Below are 25,471 nucleotides of genomic sequence, written 5' to 3' on the forward strand. Positions count from 1 at the left end.
TTTTTACATATTAATTTAATATCGAAGAAGTTGAAAATATTGATGCTGCTGATAATGCTATTGTTGTTAACATTGATAAATATTTTTTCATAAATAACACCTCTTTTTTAATAACTTCTTAAAATCTTAAGAAGTTGGATACATCATAAACCTTTCTTTTAAAGAAAACAATAAAAAAACATTTATAATAAATAAATGTTTTTTTTAATAATTTTTACGATTAAAATAAAAAATGAAATTCATTATTAGCGATTTTTTTGATAATTATATACTAACTTAAGTACTGTTTTTAAAGGTAATATTCTAATAATAGTTCTTGTAATTTTATTAGAAATTCCTGTAATAATAAAACTTTTTCTTTTTGTTTTTAAGGCTGTTTGTAAAGACTTTTTAGCATAAGTTTCGGTATCTAAAACTGGTAATAATGAACTATAATGTGCTTTATTTCCTTTACCATTACTACTACGATTTCAAAATTCAGTTTTTAATGGACCTGGACAAATTGTAATTACTCTTACTTTACTTTTTGCTCTTTTTAATTCATAATTAACTGCAACACCTAAACTTCAAACATATGATTTAGAAGCATAATAACTAGCAAAAACAGGACCTGGACTAAAAGCTGCCATACTTCCAATATTAATAACACGACCATAATTATTTTTACTAAAACGTTGAACAAATAACTTTGTTAAAATATGTAAACAAGAAATATTTAAATTAATCATATTTAATTCTTGTTCTAACATACTATCTGCAAATGTTCCTCAAACACCATAACCAGCATTATTAATAACTACTGTTACATTTAATTCTTTTGATAAATCAAATAATTTATAAATATTTTTTAAATCAGATAAATCTAAATCATAATTTTTAACTTGTAAGTGTGGATACTTATCTGCTAATTCTAATATTTTTTTACTATCACGTGATACCCCTAATACGTGATAACCTTGTGCTAATAATGCTTGACAGTAATAATATCCCAATCCTTTAGACGCTCCTGTAACTACTGCTCACTGATTCAAAACAATTACTTTATTTATCATTTATATTAATACTCCTTTTATTTTTAGATATTAAACAATTTTTTACTATTTGAACTAATATAATTATAAGCACTAAAAATACTTAATACTGTAGCAACGTACATTGGTATCATTACTAATTGATTAATTAAACCATATTGATCATTATTACTATGACCATTAACACTACCATTTAAAAATCGTCAATTAATAAAAAATAAAATTGTAATTCCTAACATTTGTAATGCTGCCTTTATTCTACCATATTTATCAGCAGCCATTACTGTACCTTTAGTAGCCAAAATTTGACGAACTACATCAATAATAAAATCACGTAATACCAAAATAATTACCATTCAAACGGGAATTATAGTAGCACATGCCATTACAATTAAAACACCATTAGTTAAAAGTTTATCTGCAATTGAATCAAAAAATTTACCAAAAGTTGTTACCTGATTAAATTTTCTTGCTCATCATCCATCAATAAAATCACTAATGGCAGCAATAATAAATAAAATTGCTGCTATTAACCAACTAATCGGTAAACTATAACTATTAATATTAATACTTGTTATTCAAAGATGATAAAAATTATCATTATCTATTGGACCGATAATCATCAAACTAACAATAATTGGGACTAATATTAATCTTATTAAAGAAATAATATTGGGAACATTCATATTTAAAATCCTTGCATATAAGTTTATTTATAATATTTAATATTATTATGTACTTACCTTTTTTAGCATAATTTATAAAAAGTAAAACTTATATTTTTGATCTATTCATGAAATAAGTATATCGTTATTTTCTATATCTATCAATAATATACATTTATATATTAAAATAAATATTCTATTATATACAATTTCTTAACTATTGTTTGTTTTTTATTTTTCTGATTTTTCTCTTTCGGCAGCAGCTTGTGGATTTTTTCTTTTCTCAATATAATAGAATAAACCAATATAACTTAAATAATAATCTTTATTAAAATCAATTAAACGTGAAGCATTTGTAACAGTTGCTTGTCCTGCCGGTTTACTTCCTCATTCATAAAATGGAATTAAACGTGTTTTTGCTGGATTATGTTTTGCTAAAAAAATAACAGCAGTATCAAAATCTAATTTCATTAACTCACTACCTGTAATTAATTTTTTACCTTGTAATGATGAATTAATATTATCAGCTTTTTTATTTTTATTACCAGAATGGCTATAATTAATAATTGTTTTTTCACCGAACATATCTGAATATTTATTAGCGGTTTGTAAATCCATAGTTTGCAAAAAAGTATGCAAAATACAGTTATTAAAAATAGTTTCTGCTGTTTCTTTACCATATTTTTGTGTTAATTGTTGTAAATCTTGCATAATCATCATGAAAAAAATATTACGACTTCGTGCAACAGTAATCATTTGTGCCATACTAGCAATCGTTGGTATATTACCAAACTCATCAAATAAAAAGTATAAAGGACGTGGTAATTTAATATCAGGTAAAGTACTTGCATAACGAATTGTATTTTTATATAACTGTGCAATAAACATTGATACAAAAGCATTACGTTCATTACTTTCATCAGGAACAACTAAGAAAACAGCACTTGGTTTTTTTACAATTTCATCTAAATTTATATCATTACTACAACTAATATTTCGCGTCACTGGATCGGTAAATAAACGTAATCCATTAGCAACCATTTGACTAATTGATCCCGCAGTTTCTTCAGCACCTTCTAATGCACCTAAACCAATTTGACGAGCTAAACTATGAGTTGGCATTTTTTTTAGAATTTCAACATATCGTTGACGATTAGTAGCAACAATAGCAGCATTTGACATACTAAAGTATTTTAAAGGAACATCAGGTTGATCTTCAAGTTGTTCTAACATAAATAACATAATTGATTTGACAACTTGCATCGCTGATTGATTTCAAAATTTTTGTTTTGGATCTGATTCAGGAAATAAAGCTTCAACAATATCATTAATTCATGATAATGCCATTGATTCATAAGTAATTGATTCATTTAAAGGATTATTTTCTTTTTTTAAACGCATTGATTCTACATAAAAATCATATACTTTAACAAAAGGATTTCATGAATTAGATACTGATGTATCACGTAAATTAATAACATAAACATAGTAACCATTATCTTTTAATATTTTAGAATGATTTTGAAATAATTCTCCTTTTGGGTCAGTAATAACCATTGATGGTTTAATTTTCGATTGGGCATTTAAATATATAGTTGGAATAACTAATTTTTGAGTTTTACCACTTCCTGTTCCCCCGATTACAATATTATGAGCATCAGACTTAATATTAAATTGGACACCACCAATTTTAGTCTTTGTTGTTTGAACAACAATACCATAATCATTTTCAACAGTTTTTGATAAAGGAAAAGTATTAGCAATTTCAGTGGGTGTTAATCAAGCAGCAGATCCATACACTTTATTTTTTGAATCACGTAAAAAGCGACTTTTATTATGAGTTTCACGATAAATTTTATATTTATGAATCATAAAGTAAGATAATAAAACTGAAAATTCAATAAGAAATAGAATTAAAAATATTAATCAATAATTAATAACATCCTGTATTAAAAATTTAAGTGTAAATGATTGTTGATTATCTCCACTATGAGAAAACATGTTACGAACAAAGACTAAAGCATAAACTAATAAAGTATTTATTAATACTAAAAGGGGTATAACAATTATAATTACTGCTGGTAGTACTCATTTTTTTTGACGAATAAATTTCATTTTTATGTTCCTTTATTTTTTATATATTTTATAATAATTTATATTTTACCCATATTGGGAAATAACACCAGCAATACCTGATATTATTAATAATAAAACACCAATAGTTACATTACGTCTTCAACGATAACTTTTTTTCTTTTTAAATTCATTTTTTGTTTTTTTAAATTTCATGATTATTTCTCCAAGATTTTAATATTTTACTTTTTTATTCATCAGGATCTCCTCTTCTTGCACTATTTCTAGTGTTATTTAAATTTACAAAAGGTTCAACAAAAGCACCCTTAGCCATATTATTTAATCCAACAAAAGGACTTTTTAAATTATTTTTTGTATCTTGTCATTTAGTACCTTGATCATGAGAATTTTGAAATTTACCAATTCCTTTAGCAACTCCTTTAGTACCTTTACCTAAATAACCTGTGATACCATTTTTTAATAGTCCATTTGCTTTCTTTTGACTACCATCAGGATTTCTTCCATCTTTAGCACCACCAAATGCAATTTGTTTCCCAAGTTTTAATGCACCAGCACCACCTGCTGCAAGGATAGCGAAAGTCCGAGCTTTACCCATAATATTTCCAGCAATATCTGCTCCATTAGAATCAATAGCACTTTGTACACCTAAGTTTTGTGTTACTAAGTGATTAATAATTTTTTGAGTTCTTAAACAACTAATAGCACCGGCTGTACAAAATAACGTATATAAAACTTGTTTTTCAAGTCAACTAAAATTAGTATTATTAGTAATATCTAATATTGCCTTTGGTAATATTTGAAGAAAGATATAAATAGGTAACATCGTGCCTGGACCAATAATAAACTTACCTATTACCATTTCTTTTCAAACACCCAATCTTTTTCCTTGATCAACAGGCATCATAGAAGCAACAATTGGTGATATTGAAAATAAAAGTAATAAATCAATAATTCTTTCAACCAACGTCATTGATGCAACAAATAATACATATAAAGTAAATCACACCGCGATAATTTCAAGAATAAAATTTCAATGTTTTAATTGAGAAATAGGTGGCATTGAATAAACACCAGGATCATGCTGAGCAGCATTAGCATCCGGAGCACCAATACCTCATAATAAATCAGCTAAACTAGCATTTTTTCCTAAAGCTGTAATTTGTAAAACCGCCAATAATCCTGTTATTAAATAATTTATAGTACTCATAAAAAATGGAATGAAAACAATTACTAAAAAAGCTAAAAATGTATTTTTTATAGCTTTACCTAATTTTTCTCTAATTGTATGTGTTTCAGTAAATTGAATAATAATTAATTGCATAATAAACATAATAAGTATTACGCCAATTGAAACAATTGCTAATGCTGAAAAAAATACTGGTAAATTTTTACTATTAAGTGGATCTTTAGTAAAATCTCCAAAAACTAAATTAGTTATCGCATCAGTTGTTAAATAATCAAATATGCCGCCATGACCATGATTAGGTGATCTCAATAAAATATCAATTAAATATAATGGTCCTTGAATGAAAATAAGTCAAGGTATAAATAATAAAGCTCCTAGTATAATATCTGTTAGTCAATCCATATTTTCATCTCTTTTCTCTTCATAACTTAATATTAAGTTAATATATAACTTTCTTTAGTTAGCTAGGAAGAATATTTGGATTACCACCAAAAGCTTGCACAAGAGCAATTATTATTGCTGATGCAGTAATGCCAATAATTGGTGCAATTAATGTATACATAAACGCTTTTTTAATCTCACTTCTACGTTGTGGATCATCACCAGCAGCCGCTAAATCTTTTGCCAATATAATTATTTTAAAAACACTAAATGCAATTAAAGCAGCAATTAGCAATCCTGCAACTGCCGAAACATAAGGTTTTGCTACATCAATGATTTTATTTATATCAGGTCCATCTGATAGATAATTAAAAATCATAAGTTTTTCCTCCTTAAATAATAAAAAAAATAAAATTATTTACTAATCAAAATCGTTTATAAAGCATGAATTTATCTAATAATATAATAAGCCCTATTTTACTCCTTAAAGAGATAAATTAGGACTTACAGTCAAATTCATATGTTATAAATAATGTTGATACACTTTAATTATAGTTGGTTTTAAAATAAAGTAAATAAAAATTTTCAATTTTATCAACTTATTTTTTATTGTTTCTTTAATTGTAAAATTAAAAAGGACACTTATATAAAAATTAAATTGTGTTAGTTCTATAATTAAGAAAAGAAAGGAATTAGCGCAATGTATAAGTATCTGAGTATTGAATCAATAATAGCAATAAAAGAATAGACTTGGTGCAAAACTAAGGTAATTCAAAATTATATATTCCTGCTATTAAATTAAATCTTAATGCAAATCTTCGTATTTTATTGCGATATTTTAAACTTAAAATTTTAAAACGTTTTAGTTTAGCAAATACGTGTTCAATTTTAATTCTAATTTTACTTAAAGTTTTATTGTATTCTTTTTGAATTGGTGTTAATTGATTGTATTTACTTTTTTTAAATGGCAAAAATGTATTTTTATGAATATTTTGTATACCTTGATAACCTGAATCAACAAAAACTTGTTTTTCTGGATGAATAAAAGTTTTAGATTTTAGAAGCAATTTAAAATCATGAATGCTTCCAAAACAAAAAGCAGTTGAAATAATTTTTCCATTGGAAATATCAATAATTATTTGGGATTTGAGAGAATGATGTTTCTTTTTACCTGAAAAAAGTAATTTTAGTTTTTTTTAAGGCTTTTATCCCTTTATGTACTATTTTTAAATTTTATCACATAAATGGAGATAAAAGTTTTAATTTTCAAAAAAACTCTTGATGAAATAAAAAAAATCATCAACCTGGCCTAAAATTTGATTTTATTTAATTTTGGGATTTATTTTTTTTACAAACTGAAATATAATGCTTCAGATTTTGCATAAGGTGATATTTTATAATGTTGGTATTTAAATTTTCATAAATTGAGGTAATTTTGAATATTGGTAAATCCAATGCCATGATAATGAGTAATAAATTCTTTTAAACTTGATTGTATTTTACTGATATTACTTAAATTTTTATAATTTAATTCTTTATTTTCTTTTGATTTAAATTTCTTGAGAGTACATTTGGTTTGTTTAGCTACTGTATCATATAGTATTTGCATATCACAAACTATAATTGATTTTTCTTCGATAAGCTTAGATGTTAAATTTTCTTGTACTCATTTTTTTGTTAATCTTTTAGTATTTGTTGTTTGAGCATAAATATTTTTATTTTCATCAATTGCCATTTCAATACAACAGTTTAAATCTTTAGCATTTTCTTCAATTCATTTTTTTCTTGGATCATCTGGATTTTTGAAATTTCCTTTATGAATTTCTTTGATAAAAGTTTCATCAATTTCAATTCTACCTTTTAATTTTGTGAATGGTTTTTGTGTTTTTGCTAATTGTGATGATTTCATAAATTTTTGACGATTAAATCATGCTGATGTTTTTGAAATTTTAGCAAATTGAGAAATAGTATAAGCGGATTGACCTAACAATGACAATCAAATTATTCAATCTCATTGTTCATGAGATAAATGACTTCAATGTAAAAAATGATTTCTTAAAGCATCAAAGCTACTTTTACAATCTTTGCATAAATATTTTTGCTTATTATTCTTAAAACCATTTTTTACACATCAATAAGATTTACAATTCGGACATTGAATTCCTTTTTCTTTAAATTTTTTATCAATTGCATCTAATTTTTCTTTTTTCTCAATTTGTTTAATTCTATTTTTAAAATGTCTAATAATTTTTATAAATTCTTCATCTTTTTTGTTTTTTAAAACATCAATTAATTCATTATTAGTCACAAAAAATCACCCCTGATATAAAAATATTACTTTTAATTTAAAATTAAAAGTAATATCAAGATTTTTTGTGAAAATTAAAAGATAAAAGCCTACCTAGGAAATTATCCCTGCATGTATTTAAATCAAACACAAAATTACAGTTTCAAAACTCGGTATGTTATTGAATTTATATGCTGATTCTTTTGCATATAAATGAATATTGTGTTTTGAAACTCTTATGTGTGTTCGGAAAGTTCGTCGGATGTGCTTTCATGCTGATTCAATCTGGTTTGTGTTTACACCTGTTGGTGACACATACCCAACTTCATGATTTACGATTTCATGTTTGGGATAGAAGTTTTTGAAACTTACATATCCCTTCCAAGAATCCGTAAATAGACAGCACTCAGTAAAAATGTGTTTCAATGCAAATCTTAAAAGGTTTTTTTCATCTGCATTTTTCAGCACATTCACGATTAGTTTGTTGCTGGTTTTCTCATAAACTCCAACAATCAAAGTTTTATTCAACAAGGATCTTCCTTGTTTTTTAAAACCTAAATGCGAAAGATACATTTCATCCATCTGTGCTGTGCCATCAACAATGAAACCCGCATCTTGATTTCCAATTCTAGTCCTGATTTCATGACACATTCTTCAAGCTGTTTTATAGGTCACACCCAATTCCCTTGCAACATCGGTTGCTGGTATGCCATGCTTTGTGTTTATGCATCTAAAGATGAGATAAAACCAAGATGTCATTTGGGTCTGTGACTTATAAAAAATGGTTCCATAAAGAATACTAAATGTTTGGTTACAGTTCAAACATCGTATTCTTCTCAAATCAGAAGTATTCAAACTAGAAGAAGCACACCTGATGCATTTCATTATTTTCAACTTCGCTATATATTTCAAAAAATCGTTTTCAGTTTGAAATATGCTATTGAATTCATTTCAATTCATTTTTTCCTCCACACTAGTACATGTGGGGATAATTTCCTTTTTTAATTCTTTCAATTGGAGTTTCAGTAGCATCAATAGCTAACAAATTATTATTAGTACCTTTATTTTTTGTTAAATCTTTTTTTCCAGGTAAATTAAAAATTCCGCTTTTTATTAAAATATTTTCAATTCAAAAAATATTACGAATGCAACTAGTATGACTAATATTATATCTTTTTGCAATAACTCTATAACTAATATAGTCTTTTCAATATTCTAAAGTCATTAATAAACGCTCTTCAATTACAATTTTATTTTTTCTACCACCATAATATTTTTGTTTAGACTCAGCAATTTTTAAAATTTCAAGCATTTTATAAAATGTTTGTGGCTTCATGCCGACTAAACTATAAAATTCTTGATCATCTTTATATTTTTTCAACATAATAACTATCACCTTTAATATTAATAATAATCGTTAAATTGTTAAAATTAAAGGTTTTGCACCAAGTCTAATATAAAAATTATGGATTTTCGATTCGTAAAATAGCAAAAATTGTTGATTATAGTAAATCAACTGTACATAGAGTTTGTAGATTATTAAATAAAAACTTATTGCCATTAGAAATATTGAATCAATTTCAAAAAAATAAACAAAATGCAGGCAGAAAATTAATAATTTTAACTTTAACAGAAATTAATAGTATTAATCATTTGTTAATTACTAAAAAGTATGCTCTTGATATAATTGCTAACTTTTTAAAGGAAAATAAAATAAAAAGTATTTCAACAAAAACTTTATATAACATGTTTAAAACAAATCGAATGGGTTTTGATGAAAATAACTTATTGAGAAAAGGCAAAAATAAATCTCACAAACAAAAAGAAACTAGGGGCAAAATTAATAATTGTAAGTCTATTCATGAAAGAAATTTAATCATTCCTAATATTAAAAATATACAAGAATTTGGTCATTTAGAAGGTGATACTATCATTGGCAAAGATCATAAAAGTTCTATTATTACTTTGGCTGATATATGATCAAAAACCACAATTCCTTTAGTAACTAAAAATCATAAATCAGAAAATATTACGAAAAGTATAATAAAATTTATTTCAAAGTGACAAAAAGGAACAGTTAAAACCATTACTTTTGATCGTGGTAAAGAATTTAGTAAATGAAGATTAATCGAAAAAATTTGTAATGTCAAAATTTATTTTGCAGATCCTGGTAAACCTTGCCAAAGGGGTTTAAATGAAAATAATAATGGTATTTTAAGAAGATATTTACCAAAATCTACAGATCTATCTTCATATAAACAAAAAGATTTAAATTTTATAGCATTTCAAATTAATTCTACACCCAGAAAATCGCTCTCTTATAAAAGACCAATAGATTTAATACAATTATTTTAAAAAACTGTCCCATTTATATTTACAACTCAGGAAATTTTTTATTTAAATAAAATCATATTAATAAAACTTATAAGTTTTATTAATATGAAAGTATCTTTATATTTAATTTAAAATAAATTAACAATTATTGATGAAATCGATAATGTATAAAAATATACTAATTTTCAATTTCGTTATTTTTTATATTTTTAATTGCTTGTGTTTCAGCATCACTAACATTAATATTTAAACACATACGATATAAACTAGAAATAGCAAAAAGACATTCACCAACTTTAGCACGAGCAATAAAATCAGTTTCATTAGCAGAAATGCCACCATATGAAGAATACAATTCATTTAATGCCGCTAAATCATGAGGTTGTAAATTTAATACTTTTAAATATTGACTTGAGTTAATAATAGCAGTAGTATATTTTTTAATTTCTTCAGAACCAAGAAAATCGTTAATATTTTGTGTAATAATATTTATCATACCTGTATACTTACGAATTCTCTTAACAATTTGATACATAAATAATAATGCTGCTGGAAATTCTTTATCAATAAGTAAATGGGCTTCATCAATAGTAATTGAAATTCATTGTTGTTTATTATTAATTTCATTATCATTTTTATTTTTTCGTACTTCATTTTCAATATATTTCAAAATTAAAAACATTTGAGCGTTAACTAAACGTTTATTCCCTGATTGCGTTAAAGTATATAAATCATAAACTTGTAATAAACTACTGCTATTAATATTAGTATGAGCATTTCATAAATTAGCATCAGTACCACCAGTTGCAAATCTTGATAATATAATTAGTAAATTTTTTAATTCATTTTTACTTCTAATCTCTTCTTCTTTAACCATATCAGATTCAATAATATCATATAAATCTTGAAAAATTGGAAATTGATTTGGTTTTAATAAATGAATTTTTGTTCGAGAAGTAATACCAAATTTTTCATACATTAAATTTACATAAATCATTAATAAACTTGATTCATTTCTCGTTAATCCACCAGTAGCAACGTTTAAAAATTGTTCTAAGAATTGCATATGTGGTGCTAAAATATCACGAGTATTATTATCATTAGTATTATCATCACTCAGTGCCAATGTAATTTGAAATGGATTAATATTACCAGAAGAACCGTCACCAACATCAATTCAACTTCCATCATGATAATTACATAAATCGCGATATTCACGTTCAGGATCAATAACAATTACTTTATGACCAAGCATAATTTGATAATTTACTTCTTTTTTAGAAGTATAAGATTTTCCCGAACCACTAGTACCAATAATTAATTGATTATGATTTTTACGAGTACTACTTTTAGTTCTTTGATCAAAAAATACTTTATTACCACTTTCATTAAATCCAAGAAACAGTCCTTGTTTATCATTTAATTCTTGATTTAAAAAAGGAAAACTAGCACCTATTGTTAAACATGGCATTTCGTGACCTGTTTCTTTAAATCAATCAGCACTATCTGGCATTACTGATAAAAAAGCTTCTAATTGACGATAATATAATTTATCAAACTTCATATTATTGTTTTTTATTTCGTATTCGGCAGTACTAATATTTTGCTTAAGTTGCTTACGATCAGCACCATTAATTAATAAATACATATTAGTATTAAATATTTTTTCACCACCACCAGCAATTTGATCTAATAATTCATTTAATGATTGATAATGATAATCATAATCTCTTCGTTCTGATAATGATTTTGTCATAAAATTTAAAGTTGCTAAATTTTGCATAGCTTTATTCAATTGTTTTTTAGCACTTTCTTCACTGATACTATTAAAAGTAAAGATTAAACTAGTATTCGGAATATTTACTAAATTTGCTAATCAGACTGCTGAAACTTCAAATGGATAATCATATATGTTATAAACAGTTTGAAAACAATTAGCAAATTCTAAATTATTCTTATGAACTAATAATTCTTTAATCGCTAAATCATTAGTTAAATCTTTACTTTTAACAGTTTCTTCTTTTTTTGTAGTAAACATTTCTTCTAACGAAGCATTTTCATTAGAATTTATTAATTTACTATAAACAACCATCATTTCAAAACAATTAATATCACTAGCTTTAACACCACTACGACTGATATAATTTTTAAAAGCATTTACTTCTTCTTTTAATTTTTCTTGATTTGATGAATAAAAAAATAAGTAAAAAAATGGTTGCGTCATTTCATTTTGATTTTGAATTTCATTATTAGCATTAATTGCTGATATCATTTGAAATTTTCTTGCTAATTTTGCTTTTTCACTAATATTTTCTAAATCAATTTTTTCGAGTTGTTCTTTATAAAAATTAGTTTGCACAGTTATATCTAAAGGCATATCAATCTTTATTAAAGACATAGAAATATTAATAATTTTAAAAGCTGCAGCTAAATCTTTAATTTTATTTGAGGCTTCTTCATTAGATAATAATGTAATATTAAAACCCTCCAATAATAAAGCTCTAGTATAATTTGTATTTTTCACATTCAATTGCATCACATTCTTACTAATAATTTTTTTAAATGGTACTAATATTTGTGAATTTTTTTCAGATTTATAATAACGATTTTTACTATGAAATTTAAATCATAATAAAATAATTTCTCATCCTTTTTTTCTTGGCTGTCAACAAAAAGTAAGCGGAATAGTAGCACAACCAACTAAAATAACAGCTAATATTTTAAAAATAATATCAATTTGCAACAATAAAATAATAATTGAAGCAAATCCAACTACCATTAAAATAATTAATAAATCAATTAAACCAACACTTCTCCAAATTTGTAATTTTACAAATTTAATAGTTTTAGGAATTAAAAATTTCATTTATCTTTTCTTTTGAAATTTCATTAGAATTTAGCGCTGAATTTGGTTTACTGTTTATTTTCTCTATCTTTATACTATTAACACGCTTCTTAAAGCCACAACGACTGCAATTAACTTGAATATTTATTCCTTCTAAGTAATCAGCTATCAAAATTACTCTACCACATCGATAGCAAGCAAAAGAATTTTGTGGCTTTTGAGCTAATCGAACAGATGTATACGTATCTTTCATAATCATTGTCTCCTAACTGAATTTAATTTGTTTACTAAACACAATTCCAAGTTATCTTGTTCCCTAAATATTATTAAGCAACTGAAAAAGAAAAAATAAATTTTTGCTATATTTTTAATTTAAAATAACCCGCTATTTAAACACTATTTTCTTTTTAAAATCTAGTTTTACTTTAAAAAATAAATTAAATTTTTAAAAACAAAGAAGAAAATTTAAAAAAATTTTAATAAAATAATATCTATAAAAACTCAAGAAATCAAAGTTTTATACATTTCTTGAGTTAAATAAATTTTAACAAATTAACAAAAAATAACAAATTTTTTTTATTTTTCTAACTTTTTATTAACTTATCTAATCCTGGAATATTTGGCATTTCTCCTTTTTTAATCTGACCAGCAATTTGATCCATAACTTTTTTAGTTTTTTCAAATTGGTTTAGCACTTTATTTAATTCTTTTTCTGAACGACCTGAGCCTTTTAATACTCTTGCTTTTCTAGTTGGATAACGTAAAATTTGTGGCTTTTCACGTTCTTGAGCAGTTGTTGAAGCAATAATATATTCTGCTATTTTTAAATCAGTTTCAGCATCACTAATTTTAGCATCACTAATTTTAGCAGACATACCAGGAATCATTTTTACAAGTGAGCCCAATTTACCCATTTTTTGAATTTGCTTCATTTGATTAACAAGGTCATTCAAATCAAATTGACCCAACATCATTCTATTCATAGTTTCTTCAAAATCACGAGTTGAAACTATACTTTCGGCCTTCTCCATTAATGTAGTAAGATCACCCATTCCTAAAATACGTTCTGCCATTCTTTCTGGATAAAAAACTTCTAAATCAGTTACCTTTTCACCCATTCCTAAGAACTTAACAGGAATCTTTGTTAAATAAGAAATTGAAAGAGCTGAACCACCCTTAGCGGTACCATCTAATTTAGTGATTATACTTCCAGTAATAGGAATAGTATTATTAAACTCAATAGCAACATTAATTATATCTTGTCCTGCCATACCATCACAAACAAGTAAAACTTCTTTTGGTGAAGTAATTTTTCTTATTTCTGCTAGTTCTTGCATTAATTTTTCATCAATGTGTAATCTTCCAGCTGTATCAATTAATATTACATCAAACTTATTTTTATTAGCATATATTTGAGCATTTTTAACAATATTAGTAGGAGTTTCATTTTTTTGGGAAAAAACTTCAATATTCAATTGTTTTCCTAAAACTTTTAATTGTTCAACAGCAGCTGGACGATAAATATCTCCTGCAACTAGTAAACATGTTTTTTGATATTTATCTGTTAACAACTTTGCTAGTTTAGATATTGTTGTTGTTTTACCAGAACCTTGTAAACCAACTATCATAATAACAGTGGGATTAGTAGATAAATCTAATTCAAAATTCTTAGTACCCATAATCTTTGTTAATTCATCATGAATAATTTTAATTAACATTTCTTTTTGATCTAAGCCTTCTTTAATAAATTCACCTTTTGCTTTATTAATAATTTCATTAGTTAAAGTTTTAACTACTCTAAAATTAACGTCAGCCTCTAACAAAATTAATCTGAATTCTTTAATTGTTGCTTCCATATTTTCCATGGTTAAAGTTTTTTTACTTAAATTTTTTTCTAATGTTTTTTGTACTTTTTTTGACATAATGTCAGCAAAACTCATATTTATATTCTCCTCTATTTTTAAGACTATATTATTTTAACACTAAAATAATAATGAAAAAATAAATTAAACATAAAAAAATAAATATTTGAATTAACAAATTATATATTTTATAAAGTTAAAAAGAGAACCTAAGGGTTCTCTAAAAATTAATTAATTAATTCTGTTGCTCTTACTTCACGAATAACAGTAATATGAATATCGCCTGGTATTGTAATCATTTGTTCTAATTTTTGTTTTAAGTTTCTTGCTAATATATGAGCATCAAAATTATTAATAACTTTAGGATCAACAATAACTCTAATTTGTCTTCCTGCCTGAACAGCATATGCTTTTTCTACGCCTTTAACAGATTTACACAAATCTTCAATTTCTTTAATTCTAGTTATAAATTCTTCTAATGAATTATTTCTTGAACCAGGTCTAGCTGCTGATAATGTATCAGCAGCTGAAACTAAAGAAGAATAAACATTATCTTTTGCAACATCACCATGATGAGAATGAATAGCATTAATAATAATATCACTTTCACCATATTTTTTTGCTAAAATCACACCATTATAAACATGTGAACCTTCTAATTCATAATCAGCAGCTTTACCAATATCATGTAATAAACCAGCACGTTTTGCAATATTAACATCTAAACCCAATTCAGCTGCCATTGCTCCTGCAAGTTTGGCAACTTCAAAGGAATGCAATAAAACATTTTGCCCATAACTTGTACGATATTTTAATCTTCCAATATAAGATACTAACTCTGGTTCAAAACCAGTTAATTTTAACTCATCAATAATTTTTTTACCATCAACTTTAAAACCTTCATTTAATTCCTGCTCATGAAATCTCAAGATTTCTTCAATTCTAATTGGATGAATTCTTCCATCTTTAACTAAATCTTCTAAAGCTCTAGTTGCAATTTCTCTTCTGATCGGATTAAACGAAGAAATTTGAATTGTTTCTGGCGTATCATCAATGATAATATCTACACCCGCTGTTAACTCAAAAGATTTAATATTTCTAACCTCTTTACCGATAATTCTGCCTTTCATTTCTTCATTAGGTAACTTAACATATGATACTGACTTATCAACAATAAAATTACTTGCATAACGTTCTATTGCTTCACTAACAATATTATTGGCTAACTCTTTAGATTGAAGTTTAATATTATATTCATGATTTTTAATAATTTTATTAAATTCTAATGATAATTTTTCTTTTAATTTACTAAACAATTCATCTTTTGCTTCATTTCGACTCATACCAGAAATTTTTTCTAATTCCATAATAATTTGATCAATTTTTTGATGATATTCTAATTTAACATTTTTTACAATTTCACGTTGATGATAAAGATTTTGTGTTTGTGTTTCAATTATTTCTTCACGTTCACTTAATTTGCGTTCTCTTTTATTTAAAAGTTTCTCATATTCTAAATTTTGTTCTTTACGATATTCAATCTCTAAATACAAATCTTTTTTCATTTTACTTATTTCAATTTTTGCATCGGCTCTTGAGGATTGAATTAATTTTTGAGATTCTTTTTCTCTCTTTAAAATATTAGTAAAACTTTGTTGTTCTTTAATTTTTAAATACATTTTTCTAATTAGAAATCCAGCAATTATCCCTACTATCATTGCTAGAAAAATTGATATACCTACTCACATTCCAAACTGTTGACTACTTATATTTGATAATATAGCTAACATATTTTTTTCCATTTATATTTCTCTCCTTGCTGTAAAACACCTACAAGAAAAAGAATCCTTACACTCAAAAAATTAAATAAAATTAAAATTTTATATTTTTCTTCTTTAATATATACACACAAATAAGTAGGATAATAATCCTACATTAATTTTAGCATGTTTTAAATATTAATTTTTAAAACTTGATTCGTTCCTTAATTTGTTCTAAAAGAAAAGTATTTGCTTCTAAACTTTCTTTTGCTTTTATTTTTCCTTGTCCTAATTTTACATCTTCATAAGTGTATCAACCACCAGATTTATTAATAACTTCTTTCTCAACAGCAATTGTAATGATTTCACTAATTTTTGAAAATCCTTCTTCAAAACAAAAATCAAGACTTGCTGTTTTAAATGGTGGTGCTACTTTATTTTTTACAACTTTTATTTTTATTTTATGACCAATTATTTGATTACTTTTGATTAATTGTTCACCTTTACGTACTTCTAGTCTAATTGTACTATAAAAACGTAATGCTTTTCCTCCGGGTGTTATTTCAGGATTACCATATATAATACCAACTTTTTCTCGAATTTGATTCATAAATAAAACAATACAATTAGTTTTTGCGATACTTCCACTAATTTTTCGTAATGCTTTAGACATTAATCGCGCTTGAGCACCAATTGTTTGATCATTCATATCACCATCAAGTTCAATTTGTTGAACTAATGCTGCTACTGAATCAACAACAATCATATCTAAAGCTTCTGATTTAACAAGAATATCTAGTATTTCTAATGCTTGTTCTCCTGAATCTGGTTGTGTAATTAATAAACGACTAATATCAACACCTAATTTTTGACTATATTGACGATCTAATGCATGTTCAGCATCTATAAATGCTATTCTACCATTTTGTTTTTGAACTTCTGCTAAAGCCATTAATGCTAATGTAGTTTTCTGGTCCATAAACTTCAATAATACGACCTTTTGGAAAACATTTAACACCTAAAATATCATCTAATAATATACTTCCTGAACTAATAACTTCAATATCGCCAATACTACTATCACTTAATAACATAATAGCACCTTTGCCAAATTCTTTTTCAATTTGCTTAATGGCCTTTTCTAATAATTGCTCTTTTTCTTTAATATTTATTTCCATAAAATCACCCTACAAAATATTAATAACTCTGTAAGATAATTCCTTTTTAAAATTTAAAAACTTAATAAATTTTTTTTAAAATAACTACTGCTTTTGCTACTATAGTTGATCTAATTTCGTTTCTATTACCTGAAATATTTAACACTTCACATCAAACATTATCATTGATAACAATACCTACATATACTAAACTTTTAATTTTCACAAAAAATCTTGATATTACTTTTAATTTTAAATTAAAAGTAATATTTTTATATCAGGGGTGATTTTTTGTGACTAATAATGAATTAATTGATGTTTTAAAAAACAAAAAAGATGAAGAATTTATAAAAATTATTAGACATTTTAAAAATAGAATTAAACAAATTGAGAAAAAAGAAAAATTAGATGCAATTGATAAAAAATTTAAAGAAAAAGGAATTCAATGTCCAAATTGTAAATCTTATTGATGTGTAAAAAATGGTTTTAAGAATAATAAGCAAAAATATTTATGCAAAGATTGTAAAAGTAGCTTTGATGCTTTAAGAAATCATTTTTTACATTGAAGTCATTTATCTCATGAACAATGAGATTGAATAATTTGATTGTCATTGTTAGGTCAATCTGCTTATACTATTTCTCAATTTGCTAAAATTTCAAAAACATCAGCATGATTTAATCGTCAAAAATTTATGAAATCATCACAATTAGCCAAAACACAAAAACCATTCACAAAATTAAAAGGTAGAATTGAAATTGATGAAACTTTTATCAAAGAAATTCACAAAGGAAATTTCAAAAATCCAGATGATCCAAGAAAAAAATGAATTGAAGAAAATGCTAAAGATTTAAACTGTTGTATTGAAATGGCAATTGATGAAAATAAAAATATTTATGCTCAAACAACAAATACTAAAAGATTAACAAAAAAATGAGTACAAGAAAATTTAACATCTAAGCTTATCGAAGAAAAATCAATTATAGTTTGTGATATGCAAATACTATATGATACAGTAGCTAAACAAACAAAATGTACTCTCAAGAAATTTAAATCAAAAGAAAATAAAGAATTAAATTATAAAAATTTAAGTAATATCAGTAAAATACAATCAAGTTTAAAAGAATTTATTACTCATTATCATGGCATTGGATTTACCAATATTCAAAATTACCTCAATTTATGAAAATTTAAATACCAACATTATAAAATATCACCTTATGCAAAATCTGAAGCATTATATTTCAGTTTGTAAAAAAAATAAATCCCAAAATTAAATAAAATCAAATTTTAGGCCAGGTTGATGATTTTTTTTATTTCATCAAGAGTTTTTTTGAAAATTAAAATACTAAACCAACCGGTTTATTTTCTAGAGCATTAGGTCCTGCATTTCCAGTAAAACTAATAGCAATATTTGTTTTTAAAATTTTTTGTGTATTTAAAGCCATTTCTATAGCACATTGTTTACTTATTACACCATATTTTTCAATGGTTGTTTTTTTAATTTTAACAATATTGATTTTTGATTCATTAGTATACGTTATAAAACCACCACTAAAATATTTAGAAGCACCAGCAATACTAGTAATCTCTTGAGCAAAAAGTCCAACAGTAATACTTTCACAACAACTAATTCTAAAATTAAATTTATCTAATAAAACTAAAACTTCAGTCATTTTTAAACCTTCAATCAAATAATTTACAATACAAAAAAAGAATAAAAAAATCATAAGCCACGTTCTGTTCTTGCTTCTTGCAAGTGCTAACCATTTATCTACTATTGTAAACAATAGTTCGGTTTATTATTCATTTCTAATAAACCAATGCCCCTACCTAAATTTGGGTTTCTCGCTTGTGGGGTTTATCTCGTTCCAGCTTTTAAGTTTCCTTAAAACTCGTCTCTATGACACTTTTATAGACTAGAACCTTATTTAATAAAAAACTTAGGTTTTTGTCAGCCGTCAGAATTACTGCTTAGAGTTATTGTTTTCTCTAACACAAACATTACTTTCATCGCAGAAAGTGCGAGCGTGGACTTTCCTCTACATACTAATGCAGCGATTAGCTCATTTTTTATTCTTTTAGAAAAAAATTGTAACATATTTATTCTTCATGTACAATACTTTCTAATTTGCTTAACCTCGTAATAATATCAACATTTTCTACACCTTTTTCTTCTAATTTTTGTTTTTCTTGTTTTAAAACTAAAATTTGTGTTTTTAAAACATCAATTTCTTTAATTAACTTGTAATTATTATTTTCTAAAATTGCATTTTGCTTTTCTAGTTTATTTACAAATTCTTCTAGTATTTCATAATTAGTAGCTACTAAATCAAGAAATAAATCTACTTCTTTAGAATCATAGCCTTTATAATCAACAGTAAATTCTTTATCTATAATATCCTTTTTACAAACATTCATACTTATACCTCCTTTAATTAAAAGGAAAACTATTCCAAAGTTAGTAATATTCTATATGTAAGGGGGAATTAAAATAATGTTTTATGCTAACCGTGGAATGTTTCTTGAAACTATAATTAATTATACTATTGAAATTATAAATAATGAAAAACAAGCACTAATTTTTAAACAAAATCCATCAATTTTATATCAAAACAATAAAATTTTGAAAGAAAAAAGTAATGTTGATTATCATGGAGTTTATCATGGTAAATATTTTTGTTTTGAAGCAAAAAGTACTAAGTCTTTAACATTACCATGAAATAATTTTAAAAAACATCAACTTGAATACTTAGAAAATGCTTTTTATCTTAATGCTATTAGTTTTGTTATTATTTATTTTTCAGAACATAATGCCTTTTTTTAGTTTTTTGAGAAAAATTAAAATTTTTAAAAGTTCAAAAAAAAGTACTGACATATAAAAAAGTAGAACAAAATGGATATAAATTAGAAATTATATATCCATTTTATCTTGATTTTTTAAAATTTTTAATTTAAGAAGCTAAAGTTTCTGTTTGTTGATTAGTATGTTTTTTAAATTCAGAACTCGCTTTAAATTTAGGTGCTTTAGAAGCACTAATTACAATAGATTCACCAGTTTGGGGATTACGACCTGTTCTTGCTTCACGAATAATAGTTTCAAATATTCCAAATTTTGGTATATTAATTTTACCACCATTTGCAACTTCAACTTTTATCTCTTCAAAAAATAAATCAATAATATTAGTCGCTAAGGCAATTGTGACGTCAGACTTTTGCGCCACTATCTTAATAATTTCTGTCTTTGTTTTAGAATTACTTTTTGCCATAAAAAATTTCCTCCTAATGTTTTAATAATTATAATTATAATGTCTATTATAGATATTATTATAACTACGTTATCTTCAAACCAATTTAAAAATGTTACTGGTCTGTAATCAAATTATATAGTAACATTTTATAAAGCGAACCATAAAATGTATTTTTTTTCTAAAAAAATGATAAAATTATTTGAATAATATTTTTTTTACACTTATAAAAGTTAAAAAATAAAAATAAAATTTAATTTTCAATACTGATAATAAAATATTAAATAAATATTTAATTAAAATTAAAATGAAAAAATATTAAAATAGACTTGGTGCAAAACCTTTAATTTTAACAATTTAACGATTATTATTAATATTAAAGGTGATAGTTATTATGTTGAAAAAATATAAAGATGATCAAGAATTTTATAGTTTAGTCGGCATAAAGCCACAAACATTTTATAAAATGCTTGAAATTTTAAAAATTGCTGAGTCTAAACAAAAATATTATGGTGGTAGAAAAAATAAAATTGTAATTGAAGAGCGTTTATTAATGACTTTAGAATATTGAAAAGACTATAGTAGTTATAGAGTTATTGCAAAAAGATATAATATTAGTCATACTAGTTGCATTCGTAATATTTTTTGAATTGAAAATATTTTAATAAAAAGTGGAATTTTTAATTTACCTGGAAAAAAAGATTTAACAAAAAATAAAGGTACTAATAATAATTTGTTAGCTATTGATGCTACTGAAACTCCAATTGAAATAATTAAAAAAAACTAAAATTACTTTTTTCAGGTAAAAAGAAACATCATTCTCTCAAATCCCAAATAATTATTGATATTTCCAATGGAAAAATTATTTCAACTGCTTTTTGTTTTGTAAGCATTCATGATTTTAAATTGCTTCTAAAATCTAAAACTTTTATTCATCCAGAAAAACAAGTTTTTGTTGATTCAGGTTATCAAGGTATACAAAATATTCATAAAAATACATGTTTGCCATTTAAAAAAAGTAAATACAATCAATTAACACCAATTCAAAAAGAATACAATAAAACCTTAAGTAAAATTAGAATTAAAATTGAACACGTATTTGCTAAACTAAAACGTTTTAAAATTTTAAGTTTAAAATATCGCAATAAAATACGAAGATTTGCATTAAGATTTAATTTAATAGCAGGAATATATAATTTTGAATTACCTTAGTTTTGCACCAAGTCTAATGAAAAATAATTATTAAAAAAACGAAAAGAAAAACATGTAAAATATATTTATAGTTGTTCAAGTTTTAATAATTAATGATGCTAATTTTATATTACTAATTAATTATGGCTTTTATCCCTTTATGTACTATTTTTAAATTTTATCACATAAATGGAGATAAAATCCTACCTAGGAAATTATCCCCGCATGTATTTAAATCAAACACAAAATTACAGTTTCAAAACTAGGTATGTTATTGAATTTATATGCTGATTCTTTTGCATATAAATGAATATTGTGCTTTGAAACTCTTATGTGTGTTCGGAAAGTTCGTCGGATGTGCTTTCATGCTGATTCAATCTGGTTTGTGTTTACACCTGTTGGTGACACATACCCAACTTCATGATTTACGATTTCATGTTTGGGATAGAAGTTTTTGAAACTTACATATCCCTTCCAAGAATCCGTAAATAGACAGCACTCAGTAAAAATGTGTTTCAATGCAAATCTTAAAAGGTTTTTTTCATCTGCATTTTTTAGCACCTTCACAATTAGTTTGTTGCTGGTTTTCTCATAAACTCCAACAATCAAAGTTTTATTCAACAAGGATCTTCCTTGTTTTTTAAAACCTAAATGTGAAAGATACATTTCATCCATCTGTGCTGTGCCATAAACAATGAAACCTGCATCTTGATTTCCAATTCTAGTCCTGATTTCATGACACATTCTTCAAGCTGTTTTATAGGTCACACCCAATTCCCTTGCAACATCGGTTGCTGGTATGCCATGCTTTGTGTTTATTCATCTAAAGATGAGATAAAACCAAGATGTCATTTGGGTCTGTGACTTATAAAAAATGGTTCCATAAAGAATACTAAATGTTTGGTTACAGTTCAAACATCGTATTCTTCTCAAATCAGAAGTATTCAAACTAGAAGAAGCACACCCGATGCATTTCATTATTTTCAACTTCGCTATATATTTCAAACAATCGTTTTCAGTTTGAAATATGCTATTGAATTCATTTCAATTCATTTTTTCCTCCACACTAGTACATGTGGGGATAATTTCCTTAATTATTTAATACCACGTAAATAACTTAAAAATAACGCTACATTTTACTAATATATTCAATGATGCAAAAACATAATAATTTTAGAAAGAGTGATAAACTATGAAAAATATTATCCATACGCCTAATGCTCCTGCTGCTATTGGGCCATATAGTCAAGCAATAATTGCAGGTGACTTTTTATATATTTCTGGACAATTACCAATTAATAGTAAAACAGGTGAATTTATTGGCACTGACATTTCTTCACAAACTAAGCAAAGTTTATTAAATATTAAAGCAATTTGTGAAGCTGCTAATATTACTTTAAATAATAGACTTGGTGCAAAACTAAGGTAATTCAAAATTATATATTCCTGCTATTAAATTAAATCTTAATGCAAATCTTCGTATTTTATTGCGATATTTTAAACTTAAAATTTTAAAACGTTTTAGTTTAGCAAATACGTGTTCAATTTTAATTCTAATTTTACTTAAAGTTTTATTGTATTCTTTTTGAATTGGTGTTAATTGATTGTATTTACTTTTTTTAAATGGCAAAAATGTATTTTTATGAATATTTTGTATACCTTGATAACCTGAATCAACAAAAACTTGTTTTTCTGGATGAATAAAAGTTTTAGATTTTAGAAGCAATTTAAAATCATGAATACTTCCAAAACAAAAAGCATTTGAAATAATTTTTCCATTGGAAATATCAATAATTATTTGGGATTTGAGAGAATGATGTTTCTTTTTACCTGAAAAAAGTAATTTTAGTTTTTTTTAATTCTTTCAATTGGAGTTTCAGTAGCATCAATAGCTAACAAATTATTATTAGTACCTTTATTTTTTGTTAAATCTTTTTTTCCAGGTAAATTAAAAATTCCGCTTTTTATTAAAATATTTTTAATTCAAAAAATATTACGAATGCAACTAGTATGACTAATATTATATCTTTTTGCAATAACTCTATAACTACTATAGTCTTTTCAATATTCTAAAGTCATTAATAAACGCTCTTCAATTACAATTTTATTTTTTCTACCACCATAATATTTTGTTTAGACTCAGCAATTTTTAAAATTTCAAGCATTTTATAAAATGTTTGTGGCTTTATGCCGACTAAACTATAAAATTCTTGATCATCTTTATATTTTTTCAACATAATAACTATCACCTTTAATATTAATAATAATCGTTAAATTGTTAAAATTAAAGGTTTTGCACCAAGTCTATTGTAAAAGTGAATATTTTCTTAAAAGACTTAAATCACTTTGTTGAAATGAATAAAGTTTATGAAGAAATATTTGGTACACACGCTCCAGCAAGAGCAGCAGTTCAAGTTGCTAGAATTCCCAAAGATGCATTAATTGAAATTGAAGCAATTGCTTATTTAAAATAATTTTTCTAATTTTATTTTTTTATTGCATATCTAAATTTTTAACTATAAAATTAAGTCAAGATTTATTTAGAAAAAGTACTTTAAAATTTAAAAAGTTTTATTCATATAATAATGATATTAGTAAAATAAACTAATATCATTTTTAATGATACATTACTACACTTTCCAATTTAATATTCTTACTACAATTTCACACTTTTCTCAAAATTCTAAATATTTTATACTTAAAACAATAATAAAATACATTCTAAATAAATCTTAATTTTAAAAATAAATTATAAATTAACAAAAAATAATATTCAATATTAGAATTGGTGCAAAACTAAGGTAATTCAAAATTATATATTCCTGCTATTAAATTAAATCTTAATGCAAATCTTCGTATTTTATTGCGATATTTTAAACTTAAAATTTTAAAACGTTTTAGTTTAGCAAATACGTGTTCAATTTTAATTCTAATTTTACTTAAAGTTTTATTAGACTTGGTGCAAAACCTTTAATTTTAACAATTTAACGATTATTATTAATATTAAAGGTGATAGTTATTATGTTGAAAAAATATAAAGATGATCAAGAATTTTATAGTTTAGTCGGCATAAAGCCACAAACATTTTATAAAATGCTTGAAATTTTCAAAATTGCTGAGTCTAAACAAAAATATTATGGTGGTAGAAAAAATAAAATTGTAATTGAAGAGCGTTTATTAATGACTTTAGAATATTGAAAAGACTATAGTAGTTATAGAGTTATTGCAAAAAGATATAATATTAGTCATACTAGTTGCATTCGTAATATTTTTTGAATTGAAAATATTTTAATAAAAAGCGGAATTTTTAATTTACCTGGAAAAAAAGATTTAACAAAAAATAAAGGTACTAATAATAATTTGTTAGCTATTGATGCTACTGAAACTCCAATTGAAAGAATTAAAAAAAACTAAAATTACTTTTTTCAGGTA

The 25,471-nt window shown here is 24.7% G+C and carries 26 protein-coding genes, 1 other RNA gene and 4 pseudogenes; 8 read left to right on the top strand and 23 right to left on the bottom strand.

Annotated features, from left to right (window positions below):
* Positions 1–245 precede the first annotated feature (245 nt).
* The 9 genes from AAHM78_RS12520 to AAHM78_RS12560 form a co-directional block, all read right to left on the bottom strand.
* The gene (locus tag AAHM78_RS12520; protein WP_342253398.1) at positions 246–1,052 is read right to left on the bottom strand and encodes an SDR family NAD(P)-dependent oxidoreductase; all 807 of its coding nucleotides are present in this window, start codon (positions 1,050–1,052) and stop codon (positions 246–248) included.
* Positions 1,053–1,075: 23 nt separating this feature from the next.
* Entirely contained in the window at positions 1,076–1,717 is a 642-nt protein-coding gene (pgsA, locus tag AAHM78_RS12525; protein ID WP_252320134.1) for a CDP-diacylglycerol--glycerol-3-phosphate 3-phosphatidyltransferase, read from the bottom strand.
* A 210-nt stretch (positions 1,718–1,927) separates the two neighbouring features.
* On the bottom strand, positions 1,928–3,811 hold the full coding sequence (locus AAHM78_RS12530; RefSeq protein WP_342253399.1) for a VirD4-like conjugal transfer protein, CD1115 family: 1,884 nt from the start codon (positions 3,809–3,811) through the stop codon (positions 1,928–1,930).
* Between the two features lie 208 nt (positions 3,812–4,019).
* Positions 4,020–5,378 carry an Mbov_0396 family ICE element transmembrane protein gene (locus AAHM78_RS12535; RefSeq protein ID WP_342253400.1) on the bottom strand — a complete coding sequence of 453 codons (1,359 nt, stop codon included), beginning with the start codon at positions 5,376–5,378 and terminating at the stop codon, positions 4,020–4,022.
* Positions 5,379–5,436: 58 nt separating this feature from the next.
* Complete coding sequence (locus AAHM78_RS12540) at positions 5,437–5,736, bottom strand: hypothetical protein (RefSeq protein ID WP_174480067.1); 300 nt, start codon at positions 5,734–5,736, stop codon at positions 5,437–5,439.
* Positions 5,737–6,118: 382 nt separating this feature from the next.
* Positions 6,119–6,493, bottom strand: a complete 375-nt coding sequence (locus AAHM78_RS12545) for a transposase family protein (protein WP_342254611.1) — start codon at positions 6,491–6,493, stop codon at positions 6,119–6,121.
* Positions 6,494–6,705: 212 nt separating this feature from the next.
* Complete coding sequence (locus AAHM78_RS12550; protein WP_342252847.1) at positions 6,706–7,665, bottom strand: IS1595 family transposase; 960 nt, start codon at positions 7,663–7,665, stop codon at positions 6,706–6,708.
* A gap of 117 nt (positions 7,666–7,782) precedes the next feature.
* On the bottom strand, positions 7,783–8,499 hold the full coding sequence (locus tag AAHM78_RS12555; RefSeq protein ID WP_342253401.1) for an IS1595 family transposase: 717 nt from the start codon (positions 8,497–8,499) through the stop codon (positions 7,783–7,785).
* A 118-nt stretch (positions 8,500–8,617) separates the two neighbouring features.
* Positions 8,618–9,028 (bottom strand): transposase family protein, encoded by a 411-nt coding sequence (locus tag AAHM78_RS12560; protein WP_342253402.1) that lies wholly within the window; start codon positions 9,026–9,028, stop codon positions 8,618–8,620.
* Positions 9,029–9,099: 71 nt separating this feature from the next.
* Here AAHM78_RS12560 and AAHM78_RS12565 point away from each other — a divergent pair.
* A pseudogene (locus AAHM78_RS12565) lies at positions 9,100–9,999 on the top strand (IS30 family transposase); the annotation flags it as partial.
* A 157-nt stretch (positions 10,000–10,156) separates the two neighbouring features.
* Here AAHM78_RS12565 and AAHM78_RS12570 read toward each other — a convergent pair.
* From AAHM78_RS12570 to recA, 5 genes and pseudogenes are all read right to left on the bottom strand, one after another.
* Positions 10,157–12,844 carry an Mbov_0397 family ICE element conjugal transfer ATPase gene (locus AAHM78_RS12570; RefSeq protein WP_342253403.1) on the bottom strand — a complete coding sequence of 896 codons (2,688 nt, stop codon included), beginning with the start codon at positions 12,842–12,844 and terminating at the stop codon, positions 10,157–10,159.
* On the bottom strand, positions 12,825–13,076 hold the full coding sequence (locus AAHM78_RS12575) for a hypothetical protein (RefSeq protein WP_174480064.1): 252 nt from the start codon (positions 13,074–13,076) through the stop codon (positions 12,825–12,827). The genes AAHM78_RS12570 and AAHM78_RS12575 overlap by 20 nt, the downstream gene beginning before the upstream one ends.
* Before the next feature lie 331 nt (positions 13,077–13,407).
* Positions 13,408–14,763, bottom strand: a complete 1,356-nt coding sequence (gene ffh, locus AAHM78_RS12580; RefSeq protein WP_342253404.1) for a signal recognition particle protein — start codon at positions 14,761–14,763, stop codon at positions 13,408–13,410.
* Positions 14,764–14,912: 149 nt separating this feature from the next.
* Positions 14,913–16,487: a ribonuclease Y gene (rny, locus tag AAHM78_RS12585; protein WP_342253405.1), complete on the bottom strand. Its 1,575-nt coding sequence runs from the start codon at positions 16,485–16,487 to the stop codon at positions 14,913–14,915.
* A gap of 163 nt (positions 16,488–16,650) precedes the next feature.
* Positions 16,651–17,623 (bottom strand): annotated as a pseudogene (gene recA, locus AAHM78_RS12590) (recombinase RecA).
* 272 nt (positions 17,624–17,895) lie between these two features.
* Here recA and AAHM78_RS12595 point away from each other — a divergent pair.
* Positions 17,896–18,855 carry an IS1595 family transposase gene (locus AAHM78_RS12595; RefSeq protein WP_342252847.1) on the top strand — a complete coding sequence of 320 codons (960 nt, stop codon included), beginning with the start codon at positions 17,896–17,898 and terminating at the stop codon, positions 18,853–18,855.
* Positions 18,856–18,940: 85 nt separating this feature from the next.
* On the opposite strand, the gene AAHM78_RS12600 is transcribed toward AAHM78_RS12595, so the two are convergent.
* The 3 genes from AAHM78_RS12600 to AAHM78_RS12610 all read right to left on the bottom strand — a co-directional run bounded on the left by AAHM78_RS12600 (position 18,941) and on the right by AAHM78_RS12610 (position 20,021).
* The gene (locus AAHM78_RS12600) at positions 18,941–19,276 is read right to left on the bottom strand and encodes a nicotinamide-nucleotide amidohydrolase family protein (protein WP_342253406.1); all 336 of its coding nucleotides are present in this window, start codon (positions 19,274–19,276) and stop codon (positions 18,941–18,943) included.
* 48 nt (positions 19,277–19,324) lie between these two features.
* Positions 19,325–19,674: RNase P RNA component class B (gene rnpB / locus AAHM78_RS12605), an RNA gene on the bottom strand.
* A 29-nt stretch (positions 19,675–19,703) separates the two neighbouring features.
* Entirely contained in the window at positions 19,704–20,021 is a 318-nt protein-coding gene (locus tag AAHM78_RS12610; protein ID WP_342253407.1) for a DivIVA domain-containing protein, read from the bottom strand.
* 76 nt (positions 20,022–20,097) lie between these two features.
* Between AAHM78_RS12610 and AAHM78_RS12615 the strand changes: the two genes are divergently transcribed.
* The gene (locus tag AAHM78_RS12615; protein ID WP_342253408.1) at positions 20,098–20,427 is read left to right on the top strand and encodes a Holliday junction resolvase RecU; all 330 of its coding nucleotides are present in this window, start codon (positions 20,098–20,100) and stop codon (positions 20,425–20,427) included.
* A gap of 127 nt (positions 20,428–20,554) precedes the next feature.
* On the opposite strand, the gene AAHM78_RS12620 is transcribed toward AAHM78_RS12615, so the two are convergent.
* On the bottom strand, positions 20,555–20,869 hold the full coding sequence (locus AAHM78_RS12620; protein WP_252320859.1) for an HU family DNA-binding protein: 315 nt from the start codon (positions 20,867–20,869) through the stop codon (positions 20,555–20,557).
* Positions 20,870–21,242: 373 nt separating this feature from the next.
* Between AAHM78_RS12620 and AAHM78_RS12625 the strand changes: the two genes are divergently transcribed.
* Positions 21,243–21,635, top strand: coding sequence for a transposase family protein (locus tag AAHM78_RS12625; RefSeq protein ID WP_342253409.1), 393 nt, complete (start codon positions 21,243–21,245; stop codon positions 21,633–21,635).
* Positions 21,636–21,694: 59 nt separating this feature from the next.
* A complete protein-coding gene (locus AAHM78_RS12630) occupies positions 21,695–22,060 on the top strand; it encodes a transposase family protein (protein ID WP_342255181.1) in 366 nt (121 codons plus the stop codon).
* 210 nt (positions 22,061–22,270) lie between these two features.
* Here the strand turns inward: AAHM78_RS12630 and AAHM78_RS12635 are convergent, their stop codons facing one another.
* Positions 22,271–22,987: an IS1595 family transposase gene (locus AAHM78_RS12635; protein WP_342253410.1), complete on the bottom strand. Its 717-nt coding sequence runs from the start codon at positions 22,985–22,987 to the stop codon at positions 22,271–22,273.
* Between the two features lie 244 nt (positions 22,988–23,231).
* On the opposite strand from AAHM78_RS12635, the gene AAHM78_RS12640 reads away from it, so the two are divergent.
* Positions 23,232–23,468: a Rid family hydrolase gene (locus AAHM78_RS12640; protein ID WP_342253411.1), complete on the top strand. Its 237-nt coding sequence runs from the start codon at positions 23,232–23,234 to the stop codon at positions 23,466–23,468.
* On the opposite strand, the gene AAHM78_RS12645 is transcribed toward AAHM78_RS12640, so the two are convergent.
* Genes AAHM78_RS12645 through AAHM78_RS12655 form a run of 3 tightly spaced genes read right to left on the bottom strand, consistent with a single transcriptional unit; the run spans position 23,460 to position 24,276 of the window.
* The gene (locus tag AAHM78_RS12645) at positions 23,460–23,882 is read right to left on the bottom strand and encodes a transposase family protein (RefSeq protein ID WP_342255182.1); all 423 of its coding nucleotides are present in this window, start codon (positions 23,880–23,882) and stop codon (positions 23,460–23,462) included. The two genes, AAHM78_RS12640 and AAHM78_RS12645, sit on opposite strands and share 9 nt — an antisense overlap.
* Positions 23,883–23,884: 2 nt before the next feature.
* Complete coding sequence (locus tag AAHM78_RS12650; RefSeq protein WP_342252868.1) at positions 23,885–24,118, bottom strand: transposase family protein; 234 nt, start codon at positions 24,116–24,118, stop codon at positions 23,885–23,887.
* A gap of 17 nt (positions 24,119–24,135) precedes the next feature.
* Positions 24,136–24,276, bottom strand: coding sequence for a hypothetical protein (locus AAHM78_RS12655; RefSeq protein ID WP_342252823.1), 141 nt, complete (start codon positions 24,274–24,276; stop codon positions 24,136–24,138).
* Positions 24,277–24,345: 69 nt separating this feature from the next.
* Between AAHM78_RS12655 and AAHM78_RS12660 the strand changes: the two are divergent.
* Positions 24,346–24,513: pseudogene (locus AAHM78_RS12660) on the top strand (Rid family hydrolase); the annotation flags it as partial.
* A 322-nt stretch (positions 24,514–24,835) separates the two neighbouring features.
* On the opposite strand, the pseudogene AAHM78_RS12665 reads toward AAHM78_RS12660, so the two are convergent.
* Positions 24,836–24,985, bottom strand: a pseudogene (locus AAHM78_RS12665) (transposase); the annotation flags it as partial.
* Between the two features lie 75 nt (positions 24,986–25,060).
* Between AAHM78_RS12665 and AAHM78_RS12670 the strand changes: the two are divergent.
* The gene (locus AAHM78_RS12670) at positions 25,061–25,453 is read left to right on the top strand and encodes a transposase family protein (RefSeq protein ID WP_342253412.1); all 393 of its coding nucleotides are present in this window, start codon (positions 25,061–25,063) and stop codon (positions 25,451–25,453) included.
* Positions 25,454–25,471 lie beyond the last annotated feature (18 nt).

The organism is Spiroplasma endosymbiont of Zeiraphera isertana, assembly GCF_964030805.1.
Lineage (GTDB): Bacteria > Bacillota_I > Bacilli_A > Mycoplasmatales > VBWQ01 > Spiroplasma_E.